General features: G+C 65.2%; 23 protein-coding genes. 20 read left to right on the top strand and 3 right to left on the bottom strand.

All coding sequences use genetic code 11. The annotated features are described in order from the left end of the window. Nucleotides 1–60 precede the first annotated feature (60 nt). A complete protein-coding gene (locus tag BJG93_RS16060) occupies nt 61–828 on the bottom strand; it encodes a hypothetical protein (protein ID WP_027199219.1) in 768 nt (255 codons plus the stop codon). Nucleotides 829–1,000: 172 nt separating this feature from the next. After that, complete coding sequence (aqpZ, locus tag BJG93_RS16055; RefSeq protein WP_027199218.1) at nt 1,001–1,741, bottom strand: aquaporin Z; 741 nt, start codon at nt 1,739–1,741, stop codon at nt 1,001–1,003. Between the two features lie 284 nt (nt 1,742–2,025). On the opposite strand from aqpZ, the gene BJG93_RS16050 reads away from it, so the two are divergent. Then, a complete protein-coding gene (locus BJG93_RS16050; RefSeq protein ID WP_027199217.1) occupies nt 2,026–2,328 on the top strand; it encodes an H-NS histone family protein in 303 nt (100 codons plus the stop codon). Nucleotides 2,329–2,625: 297 nt separating this feature from the next. On the opposite strand, the gene BJG93_RS16045 is transcribed toward BJG93_RS16050, so the two are convergent. Further along, nucleotides 2,626–3,690, bottom strand: a complete 1,065-nt coding sequence (locus BJG93_RS16045; RefSeq protein ID WP_027199216.1) for a glycosyltransferase family 4 protein — start codon at nt 3,688–3,690, stop codon at nt 2,626–2,628. Nucleotides 3,691–4,410: 720 nt separating this feature from the next. Here BJG93_RS16045 and flhD point away from each other — a divergent pair. From flhD to flhA, 19 genes are all read left to right on the top strand, one after another. After that, nucleotides 4,411–4,731, top strand: coding sequence for a flagellar transcriptional regulator FlhD (flhD, locus tag BJG93_RS16040; RefSeq protein ID WP_027199215.1), 321 nt, complete (start codon nt 4,411–4,413; stop codon nt 4,729–4,731). After that, on the top strand, nt 4,731–5,381 hold the full coding sequence (gene flhC, locus BJG93_RS16035; protein ID WP_027199214.1) for a flagellar transcriptional regulator FlhC: 651 nt from the start codon (nt 4,731–4,733) through the stop codon (nt 5,379–5,381). Before flhD ends, flhC begins: the two co-directional genes overlap by 1 nt. A gap of 136 nt (nt 5,382–5,517) precedes the next feature. Next, on the top strand, nt 5,518–6,378 hold the full coding sequence (gene motA, locus BJG93_RS16030; protein WP_027199213.1) for a flagellar motor stator protein MotA: 861 nt from the start codon (nt 5,518–5,520) through the stop codon (nt 6,376–6,378). 21 nt (nt 6,379–6,399) lie between these two features. Next, nucleotides 6,400–7,407: a flagellar motor protein MotB gene (gene motB / locus BJG93_RS16025; protein ID WP_027199212.1), complete on the top strand. Its 1,008-nt coding sequence runs from the start codon at nt 6,400–6,402 to the stop codon at nt 7,405–7,407. Between the two features lie 83 nt (nt 7,408–7,490). Then, complete coding sequence (locus BJG93_RS16020; protein ID WP_027199211.1) at nt 7,491–7,868, top strand: response regulator; 378 nt, start codon at nt 7,491–7,493, stop codon at nt 7,866–7,868. 94 nt (nt 7,869–7,962) lie between these two features. Further along, entirely contained in the window at nt 7,963–10,308 is a 2,346-nt protein-coding gene (gene cheA, locus BJG93_RS16015) for a chemotaxis protein CheA (protein ID WP_071336573.1), read from the top strand. A 78-nt stretch (nt 10,309–10,386) separates the two neighbouring features. Continuing rightward, entirely contained in the window at nt 10,387–10,920 is a 534-nt protein-coding gene (locus tag BJG93_RS16010) for a chemotaxis protein CheW (protein WP_027199210.1), read from the top strand. A 34-nt stretch (nt 10,921–10,954) separates the two neighbouring features. Next, nucleotides 10,955–12,814 (top strand): methyl-accepting chemotaxis protein, encoded by a 1,860-nt coding sequence (locus BJG93_RS16005; RefSeq protein WP_027199209.1) that lies wholly within the window; start codon nt 10,955–10,957, stop codon nt 12,812–12,814. Between the two features lie 204 nt (nt 12,815–13,018). Beyond that, on the top strand, nt 13,019–13,981 hold the full coding sequence (locus tag BJG93_RS16000; RefSeq protein WP_027199208.1) for a CheR family methyltransferase: 963 nt from the start codon (nt 13,019–13,021) through the stop codon (nt 13,979–13,981). Further along, nucleotides 13,978–14,691: a chemoreceptor glutamine deamidase CheD gene (gene cheD / locus BJG93_RS15995; protein WP_027199207.1), complete on the top strand. Its 714-nt coding sequence runs from the start codon at nt 13,978–13,980 to the stop codon at nt 14,689–14,691. Before BJG93_RS16000 ends, cheD begins: the two co-directional genes overlap by 4 nt. Nucleotides 14,692–14,696: 5 nt before the next feature. Next, nucleotides 14,697–15,785, top strand: a complete 1,089-nt coding sequence (locus tag BJG93_RS15990; RefSeq protein WP_027199206.1) for a protein-glutamate methylesterase/protein-glutamine glutaminase — start codon at nt 14,697–14,699, stop codon at nt 15,783–15,785. Nucleotides 15,786–15,846: 61 nt separating this feature from the next. Beyond that, complete coding sequence (gene cheY / locus BJG93_RS15985) at nt 15,847–16,242, top strand: chemotaxis response regulator CheY (protein ID WP_027199205.1); 396 nt, start codon at nt 15,847–15,849, stop codon at nt 16,240–16,242. A 1-nt stretch (nt 16,243) separates the two neighbouring features. Beyond that, nucleotides 16,244–16,954 (top strand): protein phosphatase CheZ, encoded by a 711-nt coding sequence (cheZ, locus tag BJG93_RS15980; RefSeq protein WP_027199204.1) that lies wholly within the window; start codon nt 16,244–16,246, stop codon nt 16,952–16,954. A gap of 298 nt (nt 16,955–17,252) precedes the next feature. After that, nucleotides 17,253–17,726 (top strand): DUF2844 domain-containing protein, encoded by a 474-nt coding sequence (locus tag BJG93_RS15975; RefSeq protein ID WP_027199203.1) that lies wholly within the window; start codon nt 17,253–17,255, stop codon nt 17,724–17,726. 14 nt (nt 17,727–17,740) lie between these two features. Next, a complete protein-coding gene (locus BJG93_RS15970; protein ID WP_034479737.1) occupies nt 17,741–19,123 on the top strand; it encodes a DUF3443 family protein in 1,383 nt (460 codons plus the stop codon). 339 nt (nt 19,124–19,462) lie between these two features. Next, the gene (locus tag BJG93_RS15965; RefSeq protein WP_027199201.1) at nt 19,463–20,011 is read left to right on the top strand and encodes a DUF2844 domain-containing protein; all 549 of its coding nucleotides are present in this window, start codon (nt 19,463–19,465) and stop codon (nt 20,009–20,011) included. A 14-nt stretch (nt 20,012–20,025) separates the two neighbouring features. Then, nucleotides 20,026–21,345, top strand: coding sequence for a DUF3443 domain-containing protein (locus tag BJG93_RS15960; protein ID WP_027199200.1), 1,320 nt, complete (start codon nt 20,026–20,028; stop codon nt 21,343–21,345). A gap of 175 nt (nt 21,346–21,520) precedes the next feature. After that, nucleotides 21,521–22,756 carry a flagellar biosynthesis protein FlhB gene (flhB, locus tag BJG93_RS15955; protein ID WP_027199199.1) on the top strand — a complete coding sequence of 412 codons (1,236 nt, stop codon included), beginning with the start codon at nt 21,521–21,523 and terminating at the stop codon, nt 22,754–22,756. Next, entirely contained in the window at nt 22,753–24,855 is a 2,103-nt protein-coding gene (flhA, locus tag BJG93_RS15950; RefSeq protein ID WP_027199198.1) for a flagellar biosynthesis protein FlhA, read from the top strand. The genes flhB and flhA overlap by 4 nt, the downstream gene beginning before the upstream one ends. Nucleotides 24,856–24,935 lie beyond the last annotated feature (80 nt).

Here is a 24,935-nt window from a genome sequence, read left to right as displayed (position 1 = left end):
GCACGCTTGCCGCTTGACTCGCCCGCGCGCGTAATCGCGGCTTACATCTGTATGACTCGATTAATCCGCCGCATGCGCCGAAGCGTCCGCAGTCGCGGAACAGGCCGCCCCCGCGGAAGATGCCGATACTGCCGGCAACGCGGCGCAAGGGCAGTCGGCCGCCCGGCCGTCGAGCCCCTCGTGATCGTGTTTGAAGCTCGCGCGCGGCGTGCCGTTCTGCCAGTCGAGTCGCACGATGTAGATGCTGTCGAAGTCGTCGCTGTGCCATTTCGGCACGTCGGCCGCACGGCCGCCATGCGCGCTCAACATCCCCCGCAATAGCTTCTCGATCAGCCTGTGCTCCCACGCAATGACGATCAGTTTGCCGCGATTGGCGGGGTCGACGAGCGTGTTGGCGAGCTGATCGATCTGCGCAAAGCCGTACGGCGTTTGCACCGGCATCTGGAATTGAATCGCAGTCGGCTCGATCGTCGCGAGGGGGCGCACATAATAGTATGGTCGACCGCCGTCGTCTTTTTGCTGACCGGGGTCCGGCGCGTAGATCGCATCGGGTTTGCCGAATTTGGCGGCGATCACGGCCGGCAACGCGAGCGCACGGTTGAGGCCCGGGCAGTCGAGCTGGCCGTAGCCTTGTGCGGGCTTCTCGCCGTGTCGAACGAATACCAGGGTTTCAATATTGCCGCTCGCCGTTGCCGTCGCGGGGACCGCGGTCGCAGCGACAGTGGTCGTGTTCGGCGCCGCGTACAACACCGGCAACGCCAGCGTGCTCGCGCACAAGCCGCCGAGCGACAGCGCGACGCCATGCAGCAATCCGCGGAAACGCTTCATCGAAAGCACCTGTGCGAGGCTGGGAAGTCGCCCGATTCTAGCAGCGGTGCCCCTCTGCGCGCGGCCGCCGCGGCTGCCCATCGCATCGGCGGTCGCAATGAATAATGGGCGCCGGGGCGCCCATTGATGCTAACGAGGTGACGATCGGGCGGCCGACGCGCCGAACTGGCCGTCAGTCGAGCGCCACCGTCTGCGCCTCGCTGCTACGATCCTCGGCGATCAGCGGATAGACGACACCCGCGATCACCGCACCGATGATCGGCGCAGCCCAGAACAGCCACAGTTGATCGATCGCCGCGCCGCCTACGAATAGCGCCGGGCCCGTCGAGCGCGCCGGATTGACCGACGTGTTGGTGACAGGAATCGAAATCAGGTGGATCAGCGTCAAGCACAGGCCGATCGCGATCGGCGCGAAACCGGCCGGCGCGCGCCGGTCGGTCGCGCCGAGAATCACGAACAGGAAGAAGCCGGTCATCACCACTTCGCAAATGAAGGCCGCGGCCAGCGAGTAGTGACCCGGCGATTGCTCGCCGTAACCGTTCGTCGCGAAGCCGCTCGCGACCAGGTCGAAGCCGGGCTTGCCCGACGCGATCAGCGACAGCACGAACGCGCCGAGCACCGCGCCGATCACCTGCGCGACGATGTACGGCAGCAGATCGCGCACCGGAAATCGGCCGGCGACGGTCAGGCCGACGCTCACCGCCGGATTCAGGTGGCAGCCGGAAATGTGGCCGATCGCAAAAGCCATCGTCAGCACGGTCAGACCGAAGGCCAGCGACACGCCGACGAAGCCGATGCCCAGACCGTGAACCGGCCCGGCGAAGTTGGCGGCGAGGACCGCGCTGCCGCAGCCCCCGAGCACGAGCCAGAAGGTGCCGAACAGTTCGGCCACGAGGCGCTTTGACAACTGCATGTTTGGAATCCTAAAAAGAATGGGCTTCAGAAGCACGCATCGAAAAAACGACGAGTGCATACCTTGAACGCGCAATTCTAGGTAGGTAGCGCCAAATCAAGTGTCAAGGATTGTCAATTCGGACGAAATTTATAAACTATTGTGAGATAAAGCGCCGGGTTTACAATTCGCGCGCTTTAATAATTATCGGAGGAAAATTCGCGAAGCCCGTATTAGTGGCCATTGCGGTTTTTTACAATTGCAGCTAGTCTGCGGTCGAATGAGTTCTAGAGAGGGAGAACCGAATGTCTCAATATGCAGACCTGAAGGCGCAGATTGCCAAACTGCAGGCACAGGCGGAAGAAGCGCGACGGACGGAAATCGACAATGTCGTCGCCGACATCCGCCAAAAGATCGCCGAATACGGTCTGACCGCGCAGGATCTCGGCTTCGCGGTCGCCGCCAAGCGCGGCCGCCCGCCCAAAAAGACGCCGCTGCCGGCGAAATATCAGGATCCGAAGTCGGGCAATACCTGGAGCGGGCGCGGAAAGCCGCCAAAATGGATCGTCGGCAAGAACCGCGAACGCTTCCTGATTGGCTCGAGCTGAGGTCCGCGCGAGCTGATGCAGGAGGGGCGAAAGCGCGCTGAAGGATTTTTGCGGCTTCGCTTATTCGTCGTGCGCTAATCCGACGTGGAAGCGCAACCATCGCTGTATTAAAAAAGCCGCCCATACAGGACGGCTTTTTCGGTTCCGGCAGCGCGAAAACTTCGTTTTCCGCTCAAGCAAACGATTGCGATGTCGGATTGGTCCGCTATTGGACGTCATAAGCCACGGTTCACCGCGCGGCTTCAAAGCGCACCGACAACGGCCGGCCGCAAAAGCGCCGGCCGTTTCGAAGCGTGCCTAGCCGACCGCGACCTGACGCAATACCGGGCGCCGCGACGTTTCGATCAACGCCGAATAGCCGTCGATATAGTTCTGCGCCATCGTTTTCGAACTGAAGCGCCGTTCGAACTGGGCGCGAATCTCAGTGCGCGACAGCTCGTCCAGACGCTGCAAAGCCGCTACCGCGCCTTGCACGTCCTCGACGATATAGCCGGTCACGCCGTGGTCGATCACCTCCGGCACCGAGCCACGGTTGAACGCGATAACCGGCGTGCCGCAAGCCATCGACTCGATCATCACGAGGCCGAACGGCTCGGACCAGTCGATCGGGAACAGCAGTGCCTTGGCGCCCGACAGAAACTCGGGTTTCTGCGCCTCGTTGATCTCACCGACGAATTCGACATGCGCCATCGACAGCAGCGGCTCGATCTCGCGCTTGAAATACTCCATGTCGACCTTGTCCACCTTGGCGGCGATCTTCAGCGGCAGACCGCTTTGCGCGGCGATCTTGATGGCTGTATCGACGCGCTTTTCCGGGCAGATGCGGCCGAGGAACGCGAGGTATTCGGGCTTCTTGTGCGGCTGCGGCGTCAGCAACTGGTCCGGCAGGCCGTGGTAAACCGTGCTGAGCCAGTTGGCCTGCTGCAACGGCAGACGCTGGGAGTCCGAAATCGACACGACCGGCACATGCGAGAACGCGCCGAACACCGGCTGCAATTCCGGCAGATCGAGACGGCCGTGGAGCGTGGTCACGAACGGCGTGTCCATCGTCGTGAACAGGGGGAACGGCATGTAGTCGAGATGGAAGTGCAGCACGTCGAACTCGTGCGCGACCTTGCGGACCTTTTCCATCATCAGCACGTGCGGCGCCAACGCATCGCGAATCGTCGGATCGAGGCGCAGCGCGCGCGGCCAGCACGCCTCGAGATTGGCGGACGTGACCGAATCGCCGCTCGCGAACAGCGTGACGTCATGGCCGAGGTCGACCAGCGCTTCGGTCAGATACGATACGACACGTTCGGTGCCGCCATAGAGTTTCGGTGGGACAGCTTCGTAGAGCGGCGCGATTTGTGCGATTCGCATGCGTTTTCTCCTGTGTAGATCGGAATTAGCGCTGTTGCGCTGACCCCGATCCCATGCAGATTTTTGATACTCACCGGGGGCTTCGGACGACGGCGGGATGACGCAATGTACGAATGCCCAACGGAAGATTGAGCGCGGCTGGCCCCGCCCGAGGGTGTGCCGAGATCGGTATCGGGTAATCCCTTAGCCTCCATTATCGAGATCGACCGCGGTAATTCGAGTTATTTTTCAAACGCTTAATGTTGTTACAGCGCGAAACATCGGCCGTTACAGCCGAGCCGAGTGCCAATCGCAGGCCCTGCAGCACGGGAAGCGCCGATTCAACGAGTTAACTCAACGCTCGAGGGCGGAATGCACCGTAGCAAGCGGCGGGCCACGACGTTCGCATGGGCCGGCTCAGCGTCCCCACGAGCTAGATTGCAGACGAGTGGAAAGGTCTTATAATTGTTTTTCCTCTTTCACGGTGCGGCGGTGAAGTTCTGATAACTCACCGTCGGCCGCACGCCGCAGCCAGCGTTGTAGGAAAAACGCCTACACAAATGACGGATGAAATCCGTCATCCCGCTGGGGTGTCTGTCCGATTTTCGGCAGCGTGCCCTTCCGAGACAATGCTTGCAAGACCAGAGACGAGCCGATTCGCGCGGATTCATCGCGCGCGCTCGAGCAAACGTTTTCGCAAAAAATCGGCCTGACCAGCCGGGCATACGTACGGGGGAAATCATGAGCACGACTAGCCATATGCTCAATGAGATCAGAGAAGTCAATCTGTCTTATCTGCTGCTCGCCCAGCGTCTGCTGCGCGAAGACAAGCCGATGGGCATGTTCCGCATGGGTATTTCGGACCAGCTGGCCGACGTGCTCGCCAATCTGTCGTTGGCGCAGACCGTCAAGCTCGCGGCGTCCAACCAGATGCTGTGCCGCTTCCGCTTCGACGATCACACGGTGCTGTCCGCGCTCGCGGACAAGGACAAGGCGAGCGCGATCGCGCAGGCTCATTCCGCGATCCTGATGGCGAGCCAGCCGGTCGAGCAACTCGGCTGATGGCCAGCAAGAGCGTCGTACTCGAAGTCCGGGAAATCACCCTCGCGATCGAGCTGATCGAACTGGGCGCGCGTCTGCAATTGCTGGAGGCGGAAACCAGTCTGTCGCGCGACCGGCTCATCAAGCTGTACAAGGAACTGAAAGCGGTGTCGCCGCCCAAGGGCATGCTGCCGTTTTCGACCGACTGGTTCATGACCTGGCAGCCAAACTTTCATTCGTCGCTGTTCTACAACATCTACCGTTTCATGGCCTGTCACGGCGGCTGCCGCGCGATCGAATCGATCGTGAAGAGCTACCGCCTGTATCGGGAGCACGTGCAGTTGCACGACGACGAGCCGGTGCTCAGTCTCACGCGCGCGTGGACGCTGGTGCGCTTCTTCGACTCGGGCATGCTGCAGATGAGCGCGTGCCGCCGCTGCGGCGGCCACTTCGTCGCGCACGCGCACGATCCCCAGCACGCCTTCATTTGCGGGCTGTGCCAGCCGCCGTCGCGCGCCGGCAAGACAAAGAAGGCGGCACAAACGCGGCCGGAGCGGCAACTATCCGCTGCCGCCATCCCGCTCCCGGCGCCGCACATGGCCGACGCACAGGCTCGCGAGGCCCGCTGCACCGCCTCCACGCTCGACACTCCCGCCACCGCCGAACTCTGAGCGGCACACGTCGAGGCGGCGCAAGCCTCTGGTTTACACCGGAATCGCGCACCGCCTTTTTCCCCAAAGTTTTCCGCTTCGGTGCCGTAAACCTGACTAACGACGGTGACCGTCGCTTTTTTGTGAGGGCTCGGCAGTGCTGATTTTCGTGGGAACACTCGTGACGCTGTTGTCCGTTTTCGGCGGTTACGCGCTGGAAGGCGGCCATCTCGGCGCGCTGCTGCAACCCGTTGAAGTGCTGATGATCGTCGGTGCCGGACTCGGCGCGTTCATTCTCGGTAACGGGATGAAGACGATCAAGGCGACACTGCGCGTCATCCCGACCCTGTTCAAGGGCGCGAAGTACAACAAGGACGTCTACATGGAGTTGATGGGGCTCCTGTACGTGCTGCTCGCGAAAGCGCGCAAGGAAGGCACGCTGACGCTCGAAGCCGACATCGACGATCCGTCGAAGAGCCCGATCTTCACGCAGTACCCGAAGATTCTCGCCGACAAGCACATCATCGAATTCCTGACCGACTACCTGCGGCTGATGGTCGGCGGCAACATGAACGCGTTCGAGATCGAAAGCCTGATGGACGAGGAGATCGAGACGCACCACCAGGAAGGCGAGGCACCCGCGCACGCGCTCAACAAGGTCGGCGACGCGATGCCGGCGTTCGGTATCGTCGCCGCGGTGATGGGCGTCGTGCACACGATGGCCTCGGCCGACAAGCCGCCCGCGGTGCTCGGTGAAATGATCGCGCAGGCGCTGGTCGGCACCTTCCTGGGCATTCTGCTTTCGTACGGGCTGATCGGACCGCTCGCGAGCGTCGCCGAGCAGCGCGTGACCGAGTCGACCAAGATGTTCCAGTGCATCAAGGTGACGATCCTCGCGAGCCTGAACGGCTATGCGCCGGCGATCGCGGTCGAGTTCGGCCGCAAGGTGCTCTTCTCGACCGAGCGTCCGTCGTTCGCCGAGCTCGAAGAGCACGTGCGCCGCGTCAAGGCCAAATAAGCGGGCGACGGAACCGAACCGATGAGCAAGGACAAAGACCGCGCAATCGTCGTCAAGCGCAGTGCGCCGAAAAAGGCCGGTCATCACGGCGGCGCGTGGAAGCTCGCGTACGCGGACTTCATGACCGCGATGATGGCGTTCTTCCTGCTGATGTGGCTGCTGAGTTCGGCCTCCACCGTGCAGCTGAAAGGCATCGCCGACTACTTCAATCAGCCGTTGAAGATCACGCTGTGGGGCGGCGATCGCAGCGCCGAGGACTCGAGCATCCTGAAGGGCGGCGGGCGCGACATCTCGACCGACGCACAGGGCGTGACCCGTTCGACCGACGGCAGCAGCAGCCGCGCCGAGCGCACCGCGTCGCACAACGACGAGGACTCGGTGAAGCAGCTGCAAGGCGAACTCGAACGCCGGGAACAGGTGCGTCTGCACGATCTGCAGGTCAAGCTGATGGCCGCGATCGAGGCGAACCCGGTGCTGCGCCAGTTCAAGCAGCAGATCCGCATCGACTCGACGCTGACCGGCCTGCGCATCGAGATCGTCGATTCGCAGAAGCGGCCGATGTTCGCGACCGCGCGCGACGTCGTCGAGCCGTACATGCGCGACATTCTGCGCGAGATCGGCCATACGCTGAACGACGTGCCGAACCGCATCATCGTGCAGGGCCACACCGACGCCGTGCCGTACGCGGGCGGCGAAAAGGGCTATAGCAACTGGGAGCTGTCGGCCGACCGCGCCAACGCGTCGCGTCGCGAGCTGGTCGCCGGCGGCATGGACGAAGCGAAGGTGATGCGCGTGCTCGGTCTCGCGTCGACGCAGAACCTGAACAAGGCGGACCCGCTCGATCCGGAGAACCGCCGTATCAGCATCATCGTGTTGAACAGGAAGTCGGAGGAGGCGCTCGATCACGACGACTCGACGACGACGACCTTGTCGGACGACGCAGCCGGCTCGAAGCCGCTGCTGCAAAGACTTGCGCAGCCGCTGACGGCTGCACCGAAGTTGCCGGCGGCGGCGCCGCCGGCCCAGTAACAGACGGCGGCCGCCGGGCCGCGGCGCGCGCCTCACCGGCGCGCACCGCCCGGCGGTCCAGTGTTAAGCGCAGCGAGGTTTTCATGATCAGGCACATCCTGGCAATCGACGATTCGGCATCGATGCGGCAGATCCTCGCGGCGACGCTGACGGGCGCCGGCTATGAAGTCACGCTCGCGGCGGACGGCAACGAAGGGCTCGAAAACGCGCTCGCGATGGCGTTCGATCTCGTGTTGACCGACCAGCACATGCCGGGCAAGACCGGTCTCGATCTGATCACCGCGCTGCGCGGAAATCCGGCCTATCAGGCGACGCCCATCCTCGTCCTTACGACGGAATCGGGCGAACCCTTCAAAGAGGCGGCGCGCGCGGCGGGGGCAACCGGCTGGATCGAAAAGCCGCTCGACCCGGACATGCTGACCGAGCTGGTGGCGGCGCTGGCCGACCCGGACCCGGCCTGACACGCGCCATCGACACTTTTAGACACAGTACAGATAGCTCTCGACGCGCCTGCACGGCAGCTCAGACCAGACAGGCACTCTCGGTGAACCAGGCATGACACTCGACATCACACAGTTCTATCAGACGTTCTTCGACGAAGCGGACGAACTGCTCGCGCAGATGGAGCAGTTACTGCTCAATCTCGACGTGGCTCACCCGGACCCCGAAGACCTCGCGGCGATCTTTCGCGCCGCGCATTCGATCAAGGGCGGCGCGGCGACGTTCGGCTTCACCGCGCTCACCGAGACGACCCACATTCTCGAGTCGCTGCTCGATCGCGCGCGCAACAACGAGCTGGTGCTGCGCAAGGACATGATCGACACGTTCCTCGAAACCAAGGACGTGCTGTCCGGGCAGCTCGCGGACTATCGCGCGAGCGCCGAGCCCGATGCGGCGGTGGCGCGCGCGATCTGCGCGAAGCTCGAGCAGCTGCACGCGGAAAGCCGCATGGGCGGCGCGCCGGCGCAGGCCCCGGCCGCGCCGATGGCGGCGAGCGCCGAAGCCGCACCGCCCGCGAGCGCGCCGGCGGCAACGCAGGCAGTGGCAACCCAAACAACGGCAGTACGGGAGCCAGGCAGTATCCCGCCCGAGCACGTCGTCGAACAGGCGGTGCAGGCGGCGGGCGAATGGACGGACGGCGAACCGGCACAGACCGGGCAAGCCGCGGGCACGGCCGACAGCGCCGGCCCACATCTGAAAATTACGCTACGGGGCGTGGGAGAGAAAGACCAGGAACTGCTCGCCGAAGAGCTGGGCAACCTGGGCAATATCGTCGGGCAGCTCAAGAGCGGCAGCGATCTGATGCTGTGGCTTTCGAGCGACGTACCCTCCGACGACATCATCGCCGTGTGCTGCTTCGTGATCGACGAAAGTCAGATCACGATCGGCCGCGGCACCGCGCCGGCGGACGACGCGCAGCAGGGCGAACCTGGAACGCCCGACGCTGCCGCTCCGACACCGGCGCAAACAGCGCATGCCGCGTCCGCCGCTGCCGCAGCGCACGTGCATGCGGAGCAAGCAGCGTCGTCGGCCGCGGCGGCCCACACCGCCGCGCCCGCCAGCGCGGCCGGTCACGCGAACAGCGTCGAGCCTGCGGCGCCCGCCGCGGCTCAAGCGGCAGCCAAACCGGCTGCGGCCGCGGCCACCGAGCAGGACCGCAAGGCGGGCCGTCCGACCGCCGCGGCGGCCAATGGCGAAGGCAGCTCGATTCGCGTCGGCGTCGAGAAGGTCGATCAGCTGATCAACCTGGTCGGCGAGCTGGTGATCACCCAGGCGATGCTCGCGGAGACCACCAGCACGTTCGATCCGGCGCTGCATGACCGGCTCTTCAACGGCATGGCGCAACTCGAGCGCAACGCGCGCGATCTGCAGGAAGCGGTGATGTCGATCCGCATGATGCCGATGGATTACGTGTTCAGCCGCTTCCCGCGGCTGGTGCGCGACCTCGCGGCGAAACTCGGCAAGGAGGTCGAACTCGTCACCTTCGGTCAGGCGACCGAACTCGACAAGAGCCTCATCGAACGGATCATCGATCCGTTGACGCACCTCGTGCGCAACAGTCTCGACCACGGCATCGAAACCGTCGAGGCGCGGCGCGCGGCGGGCAAGGATTCGACCGGTCAGCTGGTGCTGTCGGCGGCGCACCACGGCGGCAACATCGTCATCGAGGTCAGCGACGACGGCGCGGGCTTGCGCCGCGACAAGATTCTCGCGAAGGCGGCCAAGCAGGGCATGCAGGTCAGCGAGACGATGAGCGACGAGGAAGTCTGGAACCTGATTTTCCTGCCGGGCTTCTCGACCGCCGAGCAGGTCACGGACGTGTCCGGCCGCGGCGTCGGCATGGACGTCGTGAAGCGCAACATCCAGTCGATGGGCGGCCACGTCGAAATCACGTCGCACGCGGGCAAGGGCAGCACCACGCGCATCGTGTTGCCGCTCACGCTCGCGATCCTCGACGGCATGTCGGTGAAGGTCGGCAACGAAATCTTCATCCTGCCGCTGAACTTCGTGATGGAGTCGCTGCAGCCGCGAGCCGAAGACATCTACACGGTCGCCAACGGCGAGCGCGTGGTGCGCGTGCGCGGTGAATACCTGCCGCTCGTCGCGTTGCACGAGGTGTTCAACGTGCAGGACGCGAAGCAGGAGCCGACTCAGGGCATCGTCACGATCATGCAGACCGAGGGCCGGCGCTTCGCGATGCTGATCGACGAGCTCGTCGGCCAGCAGCAGGTGGTCGTGAAGAACCTGGAAACGAATTACCGCAAGGTGCACGGCATCTCCGCGGCGACCATTCTGGGCGACGGCAGCGTCGCGCTGATCGTGGACGTCGCGGCGCTGAACCGCGAAACGCGCCACGCGCATGGGCATGCGCAGGCTCAGCAGGCGATGAGCCTCGCGTAACGCACGCAGCAAACGCGGCACCGACAGACCTCGCAACACAACTTCAACTCAATTCATCCCAACCGTTTGGGGGCTAACGTGGCAGAAGTCCAATCCATCAATTCGAGCGTCGCCAACGCGAGCGGTACCAATGGCCGCCGCGACGCGCAGGCGGACGCCGGCGGTCAGGAATTCCTCGTCTTCACGCTCGGCGCGGAAGAGTACGGCATCGACATCCTGAAGGTGCAGGAAATCCGCGGCTACGACAACGTGACGCGCATCGCCAACGCGCCCGAATTCATCAAGGGCGTGATCAACCTGCGCGGCATCATCGTGCCGATCGTCGATATGCGCATCAAATTCCACCTGGGCCGCGTCGAGTACGACCATCAGACCGTCGTGATCATCCTGAACGTCGCGCACCGCGTGGTCGGCATGGTCGTGGACGGCGTATCGGACGTGCTGACGCTCGCGGTCGACCAGATCATGCCGGCGCCGGAATTCGGCGCCACGCTGACGACCGAGTACCTGACCGGTCTCGGCACGGTGGACGGCCGGATGCTGATCCTGATGGACATCGAGAAGCTGATGACCAGCTCGGAGATGTCGTTGATGGAGACGCTCGGCGTCTGAGCGCAGGCAGTAACGGAACACAAGGAGCATCAACATGCTGAGCAGGTGGTCGATCCGCACATCGCTGACGCTGGTGGGGATTCTTCTCGTGACGCTGACCGTGGTGGTCGGCGCACTCGGGCTCACCGCGCTGAATCGCGCGAGCGGCTCGCTCGATCACATCGCGGGCGGCGAACTGGTTGCGATTCATGCGCTCGACGATGCGTCGGCGTATCTGCTGCGCTCGCGCATCGCGATCGATCGTTTCAACACGCTGACGGCCGCCGGCAAGGCGGACGAGGCGAAGAAGGTGCTCGATCGCGCGCAGGAGCTGCTCGGCAAGGGCAACCAGAGCTGGCAGACGTATCTCGACGCGCCGAAGCACGGCGTCGAGCAGGCCTTGCTCGACGATGTGGTCGCGAAACGGACGACGGTGATGCACGACGGCGTCGACGTCGAATTCGCCGCGTTGAACGCGAACAATCTCGATGCGTATCACGCGGTCGCGGATACCAAGATCAGCCCGATGTTCATCGCCTACGACGCGGCCGCCGCCGCGGTCGTCAAGGCGCTGCAGCAGAGCGTGGCCGAGCAGCAGACGAGCGCGCAGTCGAACGCATCGCTGATGGTCACGCTGATCAGCGTGCTCACGGGGCTCGCGCTGCTGGTGGTGCTCGGCATCCGTTTCGCGCTGCGCAGCCTCATCGTGCAGCCGCTCAACGACGCGATCGCGTGCTTCGAGCGGATCGCCGCCGGCGATCTGTCCGGTACGGTCGAGGTATTCAGCGGCAACGAAATCGGCCGCCTGTTCGCGGGCATCAAGCGGATGCAGGAAAGTCTCGCGACAATGGTGCGGGCGCTTCATAGCGGCACCGAGTCGATCGACACGGGCGCACGCGAAATCGCGATGGGCAACACCGACCTGTCGCAGCGCACCGAGCAGCAGGCCGCGTCGCTGCAGGAAACCGCGTCGAGCATGGATCAGTTGACCGGCACGGTCCGGCAGAACACCGAGAACGCGCGCCAGGCGAGCCAGCTCGCCGTCAACGCATCGGACATCGCGACGCGCGGCGGCGACGTCGTGAGCCAGGTCGTCACGACGATGCAGGAGATCGCGACCAGTTCGAACAAGATCGTCGACATCATCGGCGTGATCGAAGGCATCGCGTTCCAGACCAACATCCTTGCGCTGAACGCGGCGGTCGAAGCCGCGCGCGCCGGCGAGCAGGGCCGCGGCTTCGCGGTGGTGGCGGGCGAAGTGCGCAGCCTCGCGCAGCGCAGCGCGAGCGCCGCCAAGGAGATCAAGGAGCTGATCGGCGATTCGGCCGGCAAGGTGAAGAGCGGCTCCGAACTGGTCGGCCGCGCCGGCACGACGATGGACGAAATCGTGCAGGCGGTGCGTCGCGTGACCGACATCATGGGCGAGATCAGCGCGGCGTCCGAAGAGCAATCCGGCGGCATCGAGCAGGTCAATCGCGCGGTCGTGCAAATGGATTCGGTCACGCAGCAGAACGCGGCGCTGGTCGAACAGGCGGCCGCCGCGGCGGCGTCGCTCGAAGATCAGACGCGGCAGTTGCAGGAGGTGCTCGGCGGCTGGAAGGTGTCCGGTACGCCGGCGCGTCAGAGCGCCCCAGCGACGCGTGCGCGGACTTCCGCGCAGGCCGCCAAAGCCGCACCGCAAGCGGCGAGCGCGGCGGCTCAGGCGAACCCGGCCGGCGCCAGCCATGCAACGAAGGCGACCGTGGCAACCGCGGCGGCTCCGACCCAACAACACGACGCAGCGGCACGCGTCGAACCCGCATTGAAGCCAAGGCCCGCCGCGGCCGCGGCTCGCGTCACGACCGACACACCCACGCGCACCGCTGCGGCGAGCACGGCGAAGGCAAGCTCGGACGCGGACTGGGAAACGTTTTAGGCAACGGCAGAGTGACATGGGGTCAACCGGCATCGCGCCCGCGGATGGGCGAAGCATCGAAGCACGCGCATCACGCGTGTCGCGAGCCGGCCGTATGTCGATGGTATTCGCGGGAGGGCGCGACCCCGCGAAGACAATTCCTAGCCCCCAGGCAGTCCGGCTGGGCGGCGAGCGTGACGGCTCATATCGCAGACAGGAATTTTCATGATGGCAACGCGCGCACCCCAACGCCCGATCCGGGCGGCACCTGACCGCACAGAGCCCGCCAGGTCCGTCGAGACGGGACGCGATTTCGAATTCACGACGGCGGATTTCGCCCGCATCCGCGATCTGATTCATCGCGCGGCGGGCATTTCGCTGTCGGACCACAAGCGCGACATGGCGTATAGCCGCCTCGCGCGCCGCTTGCGTGCGCGCGGCATCGATACGTTTCGCCAGTATCTCGATCTGCTCGAAGCGGAAAACGATCCAGCCGAGTGGGAAGCGTTCACGAATGCGCTGACCACCAACCTGACCGCGTTTTTCCGCGAAGCCCATCACTTTCCGATCCTCGCCGAGTTCGTGCCGCGACGCCCGCAACCTGTGTCCGTGTGGTGCTCGGCGGCATCGACGGGCGAGGAGCCGTACTCGATCGCGATGACGCTGATCGAAGCGCTCGGCGAGAGCGGCGCTCGCCAGGCGTCGGTGCTCGCGACCGACATCGACACCCAGGTGCTCGCGAAGGCCGAGGCCGGCGTCTACCAGTTCGATCAGGTCAAGCACCTGTCGCCCGAGCGGCTCAAGCGCTTCTTTCTGAAGGGCACGGGCGCGCATGCAGGGATGGTCAAGGTGCGTCCTGAAGTGCGCGCGCTCGTGCGCTTCGAGCAGCTGAACCTGACCGATCGCGATTACCAGTTGCGCACGCAGTTCGACGCGATCTTCTGCCGCAACGTGATGATCTATTTCGACAAGCCGACGCAGGCGCAGGTGCTCGCGCGCTTCGAGCCGCTGATGAAGTCGGGCGGTCTGCTGTTCGCCGGCCATTCGGAAAACTTCACGTACGTGACGCAGGCGTTCAGGTTGCGCGGCCAGACCGTCTACGAACTGACGCGCGACGCGGGCGGCGCTCGCGGGCCGTCGCGCGCTAACGCGCATGACGCGCATCAATCGAGCGGGGTGGCCGCATGAGCAGCACGCTGCCGATCGCTTCGAACCTGTACTACGACAACCACTTTCAGCGCCCCGGCGTGAAGCTGTTGCCCAACGAGTTCTACACGACGAGCGAAGACATGGTGCTCGTGACGGTGCTTGGCTCGTGTGTCGCGGCCTGCATCCAGGACCGCACCGCGGGCATCGGCGGCATGAATCACTTCATGCTGCCGGACGACGGCGCCGACGTCGTGCAGGCCGCATCGGACTCGATGCGCTACGGTGCGTACGCGATGGAAGTGCTGATCAATGAACTGATCAAGGCGGGCGGGCGGCGCGAGCGCTTCGAGGCCAAGGTGTTCGGTGGCGGCGCGGTGCTCGCGGGCATGACCACGATGAACATCGGCGATCGCAACTCGGAGTTCGTGCGCCGCTATCTGGCCACCGAAAAAATCCGCATCGTCGCCGAGGACCTGCAGGGCTCGCATCCGCGCAAGGTCGCATTCATGCCGCGCACCGGTCAGGTGATGGTGAAGAAATTGCGCTTGCAACAGGAAGCGGGCGTCGCCGAGCGCGAGCAGGCGCTCGTGCAGCAAAGCGCCGAAGCGCGCGCCGAGCGGCTCGCCGCGGCGCGCAAGCGGGTCGAGCTGTTCGCGAAGCCGGCCGCCGCGCGGCCGAGGATCGAACTGTTCGGCGCAAGCCCGCGCCCGACTCATTCCAACAACGCCAGAACCACAGAGGAGGCGTGAGCGCTGTGCAAAAGATCAAGGTATTGTGTGTCGACGATTCGGCGCTGATCCGCAGCCTGATGACCGAGATCATCAATGGCCAGCCGGACATGACGGTGGTGGCGACGGCGCCCGACCCGCTCGTCGCGCGCGAGCTCATCAAGCAGCACAACCCGGATGTGTTGACGCTCGATGTCGAAATGCCGCGCATGGACGGCCTCGACTTTCTCGAGAAGCTGATGCGCCTGCGGCCGATGCCGGTCGTGATGGTGTCGTCGCTGACCGAGCGCGGCAACGAGATCACGCTGCGCGCACTCGAACTCGGCGCGGTCGACTTCGTGACCAAGCCGAAGGTCGGCATTCGCGACGGCATGCTCGACTACGCGGAAAAGCTCGCCGACAAGGTTCGCGCGGCAGCCCGCGCGCGCGTGCGCCAGGCGGCGCCCGCGCAGCATGCGGCCACCCAGGCCGCGCATGCGCCGCTCGGCGCCGCGCCGCTTTTCAACAACCCGCTGCTGAGTACCGAGAAGCTGATCATCGTCGGCGCATCGACGGGCGGCACCGAAGCGATCCGCGAAGTGCTGGTGCCGCTGCCGCCCGATGCGCCCGCGGTGCTGATCGCGCAGCACATGCCGCCGGGTTTTACGAAATCTTTCGCGCAACGCCTCAATGGTTTGTGCCGGATTACCGTTAAAGAAGCAGAGCACGGCGAGCGTGTGCTGCCGGGCCACGCGTATATCGCGCCGGGCCACGCGCATCTGTTGCTCGCGAGGAGCGGCGCCAACTACATTGCGCATCTGTCCGACGACCCGCCGGTGAACCGGCATCGTCCGTCGGTCGATGTGCTGTTCCGTTCGGCCGCGCAGCATGCGGGCAAGAACGCGATCGGCGTGATTCTGACCGGCATGGGGCGCGACGGTGCGGCCGGTCTGCTGGAGATGAAAAAGGCCGGTGCATACACGCTGGCGCAGGACGAAGCGAGTTGCATCGTGTTCGGCATGCCGCGTGAGGCGATCGCGCTCGGCGCGGCCGACGAAATCGCCGCGCTGCCGGACATGAGCCGGCGCGTGATGGCGCGTTTGACGTCGATGGGTGACCGCGTTCAACGGGTATGATGCGTGCCGGACGGAGTGAGGCGGTCGAACGCCGCTACATGGATCAAGCAAAGGGAAAGAAATGGATAAGGGAATGAAGATTCTGGTGGTTGACGATTTTCCGACGATGCGCCGGATCGTCCGCAACCTGCTGAAGGAACTGGGCTACGCGAACGTCGACGAAGCGGAAGACGGCGCGGCCGGTCTCGCGCGTCTGCGCAGCGGCAGCTACGAGTTCGTGATCTCGGACTGGAACATGCCGAACCTCGATGGTCTCGCGATGCTGAAGGAAATCCGCGCCGACGCGAACCTGACGCACTTGCCGGTGCTGATGGTGACGGCCGAGTCGAAGAAGGAAAACATCATCGCGGCGGCGCAGGCCGGCGCGAGCGGTTACGTCGTCAAGCCGTTCACGGCCGCGACGCTCGACGAGAAGCTCAACAAGATCCTCGAGAAGATGGCGAAAGCCGGGAGCTGATGTGACGCCGCCGACCCAAACGCCTGGCGCCGAAACGGGCCACGACAGCGGCGACTTCACGTCGGACCGCATCCTCGCGCGCATCGGACAACTGACGCGCACGCTGCGCGATTCGATGCGCGAGCTCGGGCTCGACAAGCATGTCGAGCGGGCGGCCGAAGCCGTGCCCGATGCACGCGATCGCCTGAAGTACATCGCCAACATGACCGAGCAGGCCGCCGAGCGCGTGCTGTCGGCGATCGACGTCGCGAAGCCGATCCAGGAGCAGTTGCAGAAAGACGCGGGCACGCTCGACGCGCGCTGGGAACAGTGGTACGCGGCGCCGATCGAGCGCGAGGAAGTGCGCGCGCTGATGAACGACACCCGCAGCTTTCTGCGCGGCGTGCCCGAGGCGACCGGCGCGACCAACTCGCAGCTGATGGAGATCATGCTCGCGCAGGACTTCCAGGACCTGACCGGCCAGGTGATCAAGAAGATCACCGACGTCGTCTATCTGATCGAGCAGCAATTGCTCGGCGTGCTGGTCGAGAACATCGCGCTCGAACGGCGCGAACAGTTCGCGGCGAACGCAGCGGCGCTCGCGGCCGAGGTGTCGTCGACGGGCAGCCCGGAGCATCTGCTCAACGGCCCGCAGATCAATCCGGAAGGCAAGACGGACGTGGTGCAGGATCAATCGCAGGTCGATGACCTGCTTGCAAGCCTCGGCTTCTGAGGCGGACCAGGCATGCTACAGGCCGCGAAAGCGGCCCGGCTTTCTCCGGCCGAAACGACACCGGGTGCTTGCCCGGTGAGGGGGCTCCCCGCGAGGCAACGGCGGGATATCTCTCTGGTTGACAAAACGTCACAGAAATCTGCGCGGCTTTAGCTCTAATGCCTATTTCCAGGACGCGCCGCAGGGCGAGGGGCACGAAAATCGCGCGCCTTTCCCGTTGATGCGGCGATCGTCTGCCAGTCGGCAGCGGGTTTGCGCGATGCGTGGACCGCGGCCGCAGTCGGAGAGGAGCCTCGTCATGTGGAGTCGTGTCCGTCGCGCCGGGAAAGTTACGGCGCTGGTTTCATTGGCCTTATTGGCCGCTCGGTCCGCTTATGCGGAACTCGGCGGCGCACCGATAACGCCGCCCCTCGATGCGTCGGTTTCTTCCCGCATCGCTTCCCGCGCTACTTCGTCCTACACCGTGCGTGAGACCGCGCTCGCCAACGGTACCGTGATCCGCGAATATCTCGATGCCCGAGGCGCGGTCTTCGGCGTCGCGTGGCATGGTCCGCGAATGCCCGATCTGAGCGATCTGCTCGGCAGCTATTTCCCGCAGTACATTGCCGGCGCGCAGGCCGCCAAGGCGGCGCGCGGCGGCGGACGCGGTCCTGTCGCTGTCGAGCGGAACGGTCTGGTCGCGCGCTCGGGCGGCCATATGGGCGCGCTTAGCGGTCAGGTGTGGCTGACACCCGCGCTACCCGTGGGCGTCAGCGGTTCCGACATCGAATGACGGCGAGGACGACGATGCGAAACCTGCACAAGCCTGCGACGGTCATCGGTTGGATGCGGAGCGCTTTGGCCACGATGCTCGTGGCGACGCTCGCCGCCTGCGGCGGAGGAGGAGGCGATTCCGGCCCCTCCGCCGCCAGTTCCAACGCCAGCCGCAACTCGCCGGGCGCGCAGAACAGCGGTTCGCCGCCGCTCGCCAGTCCTGGTTCAAGCGCGAGCGGCAATTCGCCGAGCGCGCTGAACAACGGTTCGCCGCCCACCAGCCCGAGCCAGCCGCCAACGGTTACGACTGCCGTGAACACGGTGCCGATCACGGTCAGCCATGGGGTGAGCGGCGCCATCAACACGCCGATGATCAGCGTGACGATTTGCGCGCCCGGCTCCGCCGCCCACTGCCAGACCATCGACAACATCCTGCTCGATACCGGCTCGTTTGGATTGCGGGTGGTCAGTTCGGTGCTGAACCCGTCGTTGCTGAAGGCGCTGCCGGTCAGCACGATAGGCAGCAGCGGCGCGCAGCTTGCCGAGTGCGCGGAGTTCGGCGCTGACAGCTACACGTGGGGCACGGTGCGCACCGCCACCATCACGGTCGGCGGCGAGATGACCACGACCAGCATCCCGATGCAGATCATCGGCGACAAGAGCGCGAGCACGGTGCCCGGGCCTGGCTGCAGCAATGATGGCGGCTCGCCGCAAAACACGGTCGCCACGCTTCACGAGAACGGCATTCTCGGCGTCGGCACCGCGCCTGTCGATTGCGGCGCAACCTGCGCGAACGCCGCCACCGCCGCGAACTACAGCAACTACTTCGCGTGCCCGGGCGGGACGTCCTGCACCCGCACGGCGGCGCCGCTCGCGCAGCAAGTGGCCAATCCGGTCGCGCACTTCCCGGTGGACAACAACGGTGTGATCGTCCGGATGGCACCGGTGGCAAACACCGGCGCTGCCACGGCGACCGGCACACTGGTGTTCGGGATCGGCACGCAGTCGGACAACCCGCTCGCCGCATCGCACGTCTTCAAGACCGACCCGTACGGCAACCTGAACAACAGTGTGTTCAACGGCAGGACGGTGCCGGCGCTCATCGATTCGGGAACGACCGCCTACCTGTTCAGCGATAGCTCGCTCGCCCAGTGTGGCGGCTACTATTGTCCGCCCACCGCGCAGACCCGCTCGCTCACGCTGGTCGGAATCGACAAGGTATCGGCGAGCGCGAGCATCGACGTCGTGAGCGCGACGACGCTGTTCGGCAACAGCACCGCCTACGCGTTCAACGATCTCGCCGCGCCGGGTGGCGGCAGCTTCAATCTCGGTTTGCCGTTCTTCTACGGCCGTGCCGTGTACTACGGCATCGACAACACCGCCAGCGGCGGCCAGTCGCCGTATGTGGGCTTCTGATCGACCGATTCGATTCGGCCCGGCAAGCGTGCCGGGCTGATGGTTTCTCCGCGATTCGCGCCAAACACGCGTTCAATGCGCGCCGAATACCACTCTTCCGTACCGTTTCCTGCTAGTAATAGCCGGTAAGCCGGGCGCGCGCGCCTTGCGCCGGCTGAAAGAATCCGCAGGCATACTACGAGGTCGAAGCGGTACGGCACCCCGCCGCGCAACGGCGGGCGGTCGCCCGGTGAGGCGGACCCCTCAGCGTCGCGGCCGCGGCGGTGCCGTATCATTTGCCTACAAGCGGCCGGTTCGCGCAATCGGTGAAGCGTGCCGCGGCTCGGGAGGAGCATCGTTATGTGGAGTCGTATTGGTCGCGCCGGGAGAGTCACGGCGCTCGTGTTGCCGTGTTCGTTATTGGCCCTGACGGCCGCGCAGTCCGCCCATGCGGCGCTGGGCAGCGCGCCGCTTACGCCGCCGTCCGACGCCTCGGTGTCGTCCCGCGTGGTGCAGCCCGCCAGCGGCGCGACGCAAAGTGTCATGCGGTCGCAAGCGAGCGCGGCCTCTTCCACAGCCTCCGCATCCGCTTCCTACACGGTACGCGAGACCACGTTCGGCAACGGCACCGTGGTGCGCGAATATCTGAGCGCGAGCGGCGCGGTATTCGGCATTTCGTGGCACGGCCCGCAAATGCCCGATCTCAGTGATCTGCTCGGCAGTTATTTTCCGCAGTACGTCGCCGGCGTGAAGGCCGTTCGCGCCGCGCGCGGCAATGCGCGCGGACCGGTTGCCGTCGACGACAGCGGGCTCGTGGTGCGCTCGGGCGGCCATATGGGCGCGTTCAGCGGCGTCGCATGGCTGCCCTCCGAGCTGCCGGCCGGCGTCAGCGGTTCCGACATCCAGTAACGGCGAGGACCACGATGCGAACCATGCTCACGACCGCGAACATCAAAGGCTGGATGCAGGCCGCGCTTGCCGTGCTGCTCACGGCGACGCTCGTCGCCTGCGGCGGAGGCGGCGACAGTGGCGATAGCAACGCCAGCTCCAGCAGTGGCAGCAACTCGTCGAACGGGCTGAACGGCGGTTCGCTGCCTGCCAGCCCGACCCAGCAGCCGATCTCCGCCAACGCGTCGAACACCGTGCCGATCACGGTCGGCCGCGGCGTTTCCGGTGTCATCAACATCCCGACCGTCAGCGTGACGATCTGTGCGCCAGGCTCGACCACTAACTGCCAGACGATCGGCAACATCCAGGTCGACACCGGCTCGTTCGGCTTGCGCGTGGTCAGCTCGGCGCTGAATTCGACCTTGCTCGGCGCGCTGCCGGTCAGCACGTCCGGCAACGGCGGTGCCAAACTAGCCGAATGCGCAACCTTCGCGGACGGCTTCACGTGGGGCAGCGTGCGCACCGCGACCGTGACGATCGGCAGCGAAACGACGACGACCGCCATCCCGATCCAGACCATCGGCGACAACGTGAGCACGGCGCCCACGCCCGGCTGCGGCAATGGCGCGGCGCAGAACACGGCTAGCGATCTCGGCGCCAATGGCATTCTCGGCATCGGCACCGCGCTGAACGATTGCGGCGCGACGTGCGCGGACCCGACCAAGGCGGGGACCTACAGCAACTACTTCGCCTGCCCTGGCGGTACGTCGTGCGCACGCACTCAAGTCACGACAGATCAGCAGGTGACGAATCCGGTCGCGAAGTTTCCGCTCGACAACAACGGCGTGATCGTGCAAATGGCGCCGGTGTCGAACACAGGACAGGCGTCGGCGACCGGCACGCTGGTGTTCGGCATCGGCACACAGGGGAACAACGCGCTTGCCGCGTCGCAGGTCTTCACGACCGACCCATTTGGCGACCTCAACAACAGCACCTTCAACGGCACGACCGTCCAGGCGTTCCTCGATTCCGGCTCGAACGCGTATTTCTTCGGCGATAGCACGCTCGCGCTGTGCGGCAGCCAATTCGCGGGCTTCTATTGCCCGTCGTCGGCACAGACTCGCACGGTCACGTTGGTGGGGCTGAACAAAGTGTCGGCGGACGCGAGCATCGGCATCCTGAGTGCGCAGACGCTGTTCGCCACCGGCAGCAACTTCGCGTTCAACAACCTCGCCGGGCAGATCGGCGGCAGCGCCAGCTTCGACCTCGGTCTGCCGTTCTTTTACGGCCGCCATGTGTACTACCACCTCGATCAGACCGCGAGCGGCGGTCCCGCGCCCTACGTCGGCTTCTGAAGCCGCACGTCGATCGGATTGCGGACGGCTTGCGTGACACGCGCGCGAGCCGTCCGCTCATCCGTCGAAATGCCCCCGTTTCTCCGCCCTTATCCGCCGATCGGCGCTTGCGCCGAGCAGGAATAATCGCTCTCACTGGAAAGAGGCGCCGTGCCTCGGCCGACTGGAGAGCTTCGTGGCAGAGGACAGCGACCTCGAAAAAACCGAATCCGCCACCCCTCGGCGCCTGCAGAAGGCGCGCGAGGAGGGGCAGATCGCGCGTTCGCGGGAGCTGTCGACCTTCGCGCTGCTCGCGGCCGGGTTCTACGGCGTGTGGGGCATGTCGGGCAGCATCGGCGAGCATTTGCAGAACATGCTGCGTGCGTCGCTGACGTTCAACCACGCCGGCGCGTTCGACACCAACCGCATGCTGATCGGTGCGGGCGCCGCGGGCCGCGAAGGACTCTACGCGCTCATGCCGATCCTCGGCTTCACCGGACTTGCCGCGCTGCTCGCGCCGATGGCGCTGGGCGGCTGGCAGCTGTCGGCGAAAGGGTTCGAGCCCAAGTTCAGCCGGCTCAACCCGATCGAGGGTCTCGGCCGGATGTTTTCGATCAACGGGCCGATCCAGCTCGGCATGTCGCTCGCGAAGACGCTGGTCGTGGGACTGATCGGCGGCACGGCGATCTGGAATCGCCATGAGCAATTCCTCGCGCTCGCGACGCAGCCGCTCAACCTCGCACTCGCCAACTCCGTACACCTGATCGCGGTGTGCTGCGGCATGACGGTGGCCGGCATGTTCGCGGTGGCCGCGCTCGACGTGCCGTACCAGCTGTGGACGTTCAGCAAGAAGCTGCGCATGACGAAGGAAGAAGTCAAGCGTGAGCATCGCGAGAGCGAAGGCGATCCGCACATCAAGGGCAAGATTCGCCAGCAGCAGCGCGCGATCGCGCGGCGCCGCATGATGGCCCAGGTGCCGAAGGCCGACGTGGTCGTGACGAACCCGACGCACTTCGCGGTCGCGCTGCAATACACGGACGGCGAGATGCGCGCGCCGAAGGTGGTCGCGAAGGGCGTGAACCTCGTGGCCGCGCGGATTCGCGAGATCGCCGCCGAAAACAACGTGCCGCTGCTCGAAGCCCCGCCGCTCGCGCGGGCGCTCTATCACAACGTCGATCTCAATCGCGAGATTCCGGGGCCGCTATATGGCGCGGTCGCGGAAGTGCTCGCGTGGGTCTATCAGCTGCGCCGCTTCAAGGCCGAAGGCGGCGACGTGCCGGTCGCGCCGACCGAACTGGATGTGCCGCCCGAACTCGACAAGGGCAGCGTGTCGGACGAGGACGCCGCGGACGAAGCGGCCGACACGCTGAACCCGGCCGCCGCCAACGCCAACACCAACACGAGCAACGACGATAACGGAGCCTCCGCATGAACGTTCGCGCCGGTTTCCTCGCCCGACGGCCGGATGCGCTGAGCAGCACCAACCTGCGCGCCCTCGCCGGGCCGGTGCTGATCTGCATGATCCTCGGCATGATGATTCTGCCGTTGCCGCCGTTCCTGCTGGATCTGCTGTTCACGTTCAACATCGCGCTGTCGGTGATGGTGCTGCTCGTCAGCATGTACACGATGAAGCCGCTCGACTTCGCCGCGTTTCCGAGCGTGCTGCTGTTCTCGACGCTGCTGCGGCTGTCGCTGAACGTCGCGTCGACGCGGGTTGTGCTGCTCGAAGGCCATACCGGTCCCGACGCGGCCGGTCAGGTGATCGAGTCGTTCGGCCACTTCCTCGTGGGCGGCAATTTCGCGGTCGGTATCGTCGTCTTCATCATCCTGATGGTCATCAACTTCATGGTGATCACGAAGGGCGCGGGGCGCATTGCCGAAGTGTCCGCGCGCTTTACGCTCGACGCGATGCCCGGCAAGCAGATGGCGATCGACGCCGATCTGAACGCGGGTCTCATCAACGAAGAGCAGGCCCGCAAGCGTCGCGCGGAAGTCTCGCAGGAAGCCGAGTTCTACGGCTCGATGGACGGCGCCAGCAAGTTCGTGCGCGGCGATGCCATCGCCGGTCTGCTGATCATGGTGATCAACATCATCGGCGGGCTGATCGTCGGGATGGTCCAGCACGACATGAGTTTTGCAGCGGCGGGCAAGAACTACACGCTGCTGACGATCGGCGACGGCCTCGTCGCGCAGATTCCGTCGCTGGTGATCTCGACGGCGGCCGGCGTGATCGTGTCGCGCGTCGCGACCAACGAAGACATCGGCACGCAGCTGACCGGGCAGCTGTTCACGAACCCGCGGGTGCTGATGATCACCGGCTGCATTCTCGTGCTGATGGGCCTGATTCCGGGCATGCCGCACTTCGCGTTCCTGATTCTCGGCGGCGGCTTGATCCAGCTCGGCCGCACGATGAAGAAGCGCGCCGAGGCGCGCAAGAACGCGCCGGCGCTCGTCGACGTCGCGCCGGCCGCGCTGGCGCCCCTCGAAAACGCCGAGGCGAGCTGGGACGACGTGACGATGGTCGACACGCTCGGCCTGGAAGTCGGGTACCGGCTGATTCCGCTCGTCGACAAAAATTCCGACGGCGAACTGCTCAAGCGAATCAAGAGCATCCGCAAGAAATTCGCGCAGGAAATCGGCTTCTTGCCGCCGGTCATTCATATCCGCGACAACCTCGAATTGCGGCCAAACGGTTATCGGATCGCGTTAAAGGGCGTCGAGATCGGCGCGGGCGAGGCCTATCCGGGCCAGTGGCTCGCGATCAACCCGGGCCAGGTCTCGGCCGCGCTGCCGGGCACGCCGACCCAGGATCCGGCCTTCGGCCTGCCCGCGATCTGGATCGATACGAACCTGCGCGAACAGGCGCAGGTGTACGGCTACACGGTCGTCGATTCGAGCACGGTGGTCGCAACGCACCTGAATCACCTCGTCGTCACGCATGCGTCCGAGCTGCTCGGCCGGCGTGAGGTGCAGGAGCTGCTCGAGAGGATGCAGAAGGACACGGCATCGCTCGTCGACGATCTGGTGCCGAAGCTGCTGCCGCTCACCACGCTGCAAAAGGTGCTGCAGAACCTCCTCGAAGAAGGCGTGCCGATCCGCGACCTGCGCACGATCCTCGAAGCGCTCGCCGAGCACGCGGCCAAGATCACCGACCCGCACGACCTCACCGCCGCCGTGCGGCTCGCGCTGGGTCGCGCGATCACGCAGCAGTGGTTCCCCGGCACCGCCGACATGCAGGTGATGGGCCTCGACGCGAACCTCGAACGGGTGCTGTCGCAGGCGCTCTCGACCGGACCGAACCCGGGCCTCGAGCCGGGTCTCGCGAACACGCTGCTCAACGAAACGCAGAAGGCGATGACGCGTCAGCAGAACCTTGGCCTCGCTCCGGTGCTGCTCGTGCAGCACGCGTTGCGACCGATGCTCGCTCGCTTCCTGCGCCGCAGCCTGCCGCAGCTGAAGGTGCTGTCGTATGCGGAAGTGCCCGATACGCGCAACGTCAAGGTGATGAATCTGATCGGCGCGCAAGGCTGACCAAGCCCGCTCGCTTGCAGCTGTCGACATCACGCGAACCGGCGCTCCAGTGGGGCGCCGGTTTGCGTTTGCGCTTCTGA

The organism is Paraburkholderia sprentiae WSM5005, from assembly GCF_001865575.2.
GTDB lineage: Bacteria > Pseudomonadota > Gammaproteobacteria > Burkholderiales > Burkholderiaceae > Paraburkholderia > Paraburkholderia sprentiae.
The sequence above is the reverse complement of the archived record's forward strand: the minus strand, read 5'-3'. Positions and strand labels throughout refer to the sequence as shown.

Excerpts from the sequence above, each read along its gene's own strand:
- BJG93_RS16060 (WP_027199219.1), bottom strand. The coding sequence starts at position 828 with ATGAAGCGTTTCCGCGGATTGCTGCATGGCGTCGCGCTGTCGCTCGGC.
- aqpZ (WP_027199218.1), bottom strand. The coding sequence starts at position 1,741 with ATGCAGTTGTCAAAGCGCCTCGTGGCCGAACTGTTCGGCACCTTCTGG.
- BJG93_RS16050 (WP_027199217.1), top strand. The coding sequence starts at position 2,026 with ATGTCTCAATATGCAGACCTGAAGGCGCAGATTGCCAAACTGCAGGCA.
- BJG93_RS16045 (WP_027199216.1), bottom strand. The coding sequence starts at position 3,690 with ATGCGAATCGCACAAATCGCGCCGCTCTACGAAGCTGTCCCACCGAAA.
- flhD (WP_027199215.1), top strand. The coding sequence starts at position 4,411 with ATGAGCACGACTAGCCATATGCTCAATGAGATCAGAGAAGTCAATCTG.
- flhC (WP_027199214.1), top strand. The coding sequence starts at position 4,731 with ATGGCCAGCAAGAGCGTCGTACTCGAAGTCCGGGAAATCACCCTCGCG.
- motB (WP_027199212.1), top strand. The coding sequence starts at position 6,400 with ATGAGCAAGGACAAAGACCGCGCAATCGTCGTCAAGCGCAGTGCGCCG.
- BJG93_RS16020 (WP_027199211.1), top strand. The coding sequence starts at position 7,491 with ATGATCAGGCACATCCTGGCAATCGACGATTCGGCATCGATGCGGCAG.
- cheA (WP_071336573.1), top strand. The coding sequence starts at position 7,963 with ATGACACTCGACATCACACAGTTCTATCAGACGTTCTTCGACGAAGCG.
- BJG93_RS16005 (WP_027199209.1), top strand. The coding sequence starts at position 10,955 with ATGCTGAGCAGGTGGTCGATCCGCACATCGCTGACGCTGGTGGGGATT.
- BJG93_RS16000 (WP_027199208.1), top strand. The coding sequence starts at position 13,019 with ATGATGGCAACGCGCGCACCCCAACGCCCGATCCGGGCGGCACCTGAC.
- cheD (WP_027199207.1), top strand. The coding sequence starts at position 13,978 with ATGAGCAGCACGCTGCCGATCGCTTCGAACCTGTACTACGACAACCAC.
- cheY (WP_027199205.1), top strand. The coding sequence starts at position 15,847 with ATGGATAAGGGAATGAAGATTCTGGTGGTTGACGATTTTCCGACGATG.
- BJG93_RS15975 (WP_027199203.1), top strand. The coding sequence starts at position 17,253 with ATGTGGAGTCGTGTCCGTCGCGCCGGGAAAGTTACGGCGCTGGTTTCA.
- BJG93_RS15970 (WP_034479737.1), top strand. The coding sequence starts at position 17,741 with ATGCGAAACCTGCACAAGCCTGCGACGGTCATCGGTTGGATGCGGAGC.
- BJG93_RS15965 (WP_027199201.1), top strand. The coding sequence starts at position 19,463 with ATGTGGAGTCGTATTGGTCGCGCCGGGAGAGTCACGGCGCTCGTGTTG.
- BJG93_RS15960 (WP_027199200.1), top strand. The coding sequence starts at position 20,026 with ATGCGAACCATGCTCACGACCGCGAACATCAAAGGCTGGATGCAGGCC.
- flhA (WP_027199198.1), top strand. The coding sequence starts at position 22,753 with ATGAACGTTCGCGCCGGTTTCCTCGCCCGACGGCCGGATGCGCTGAGC.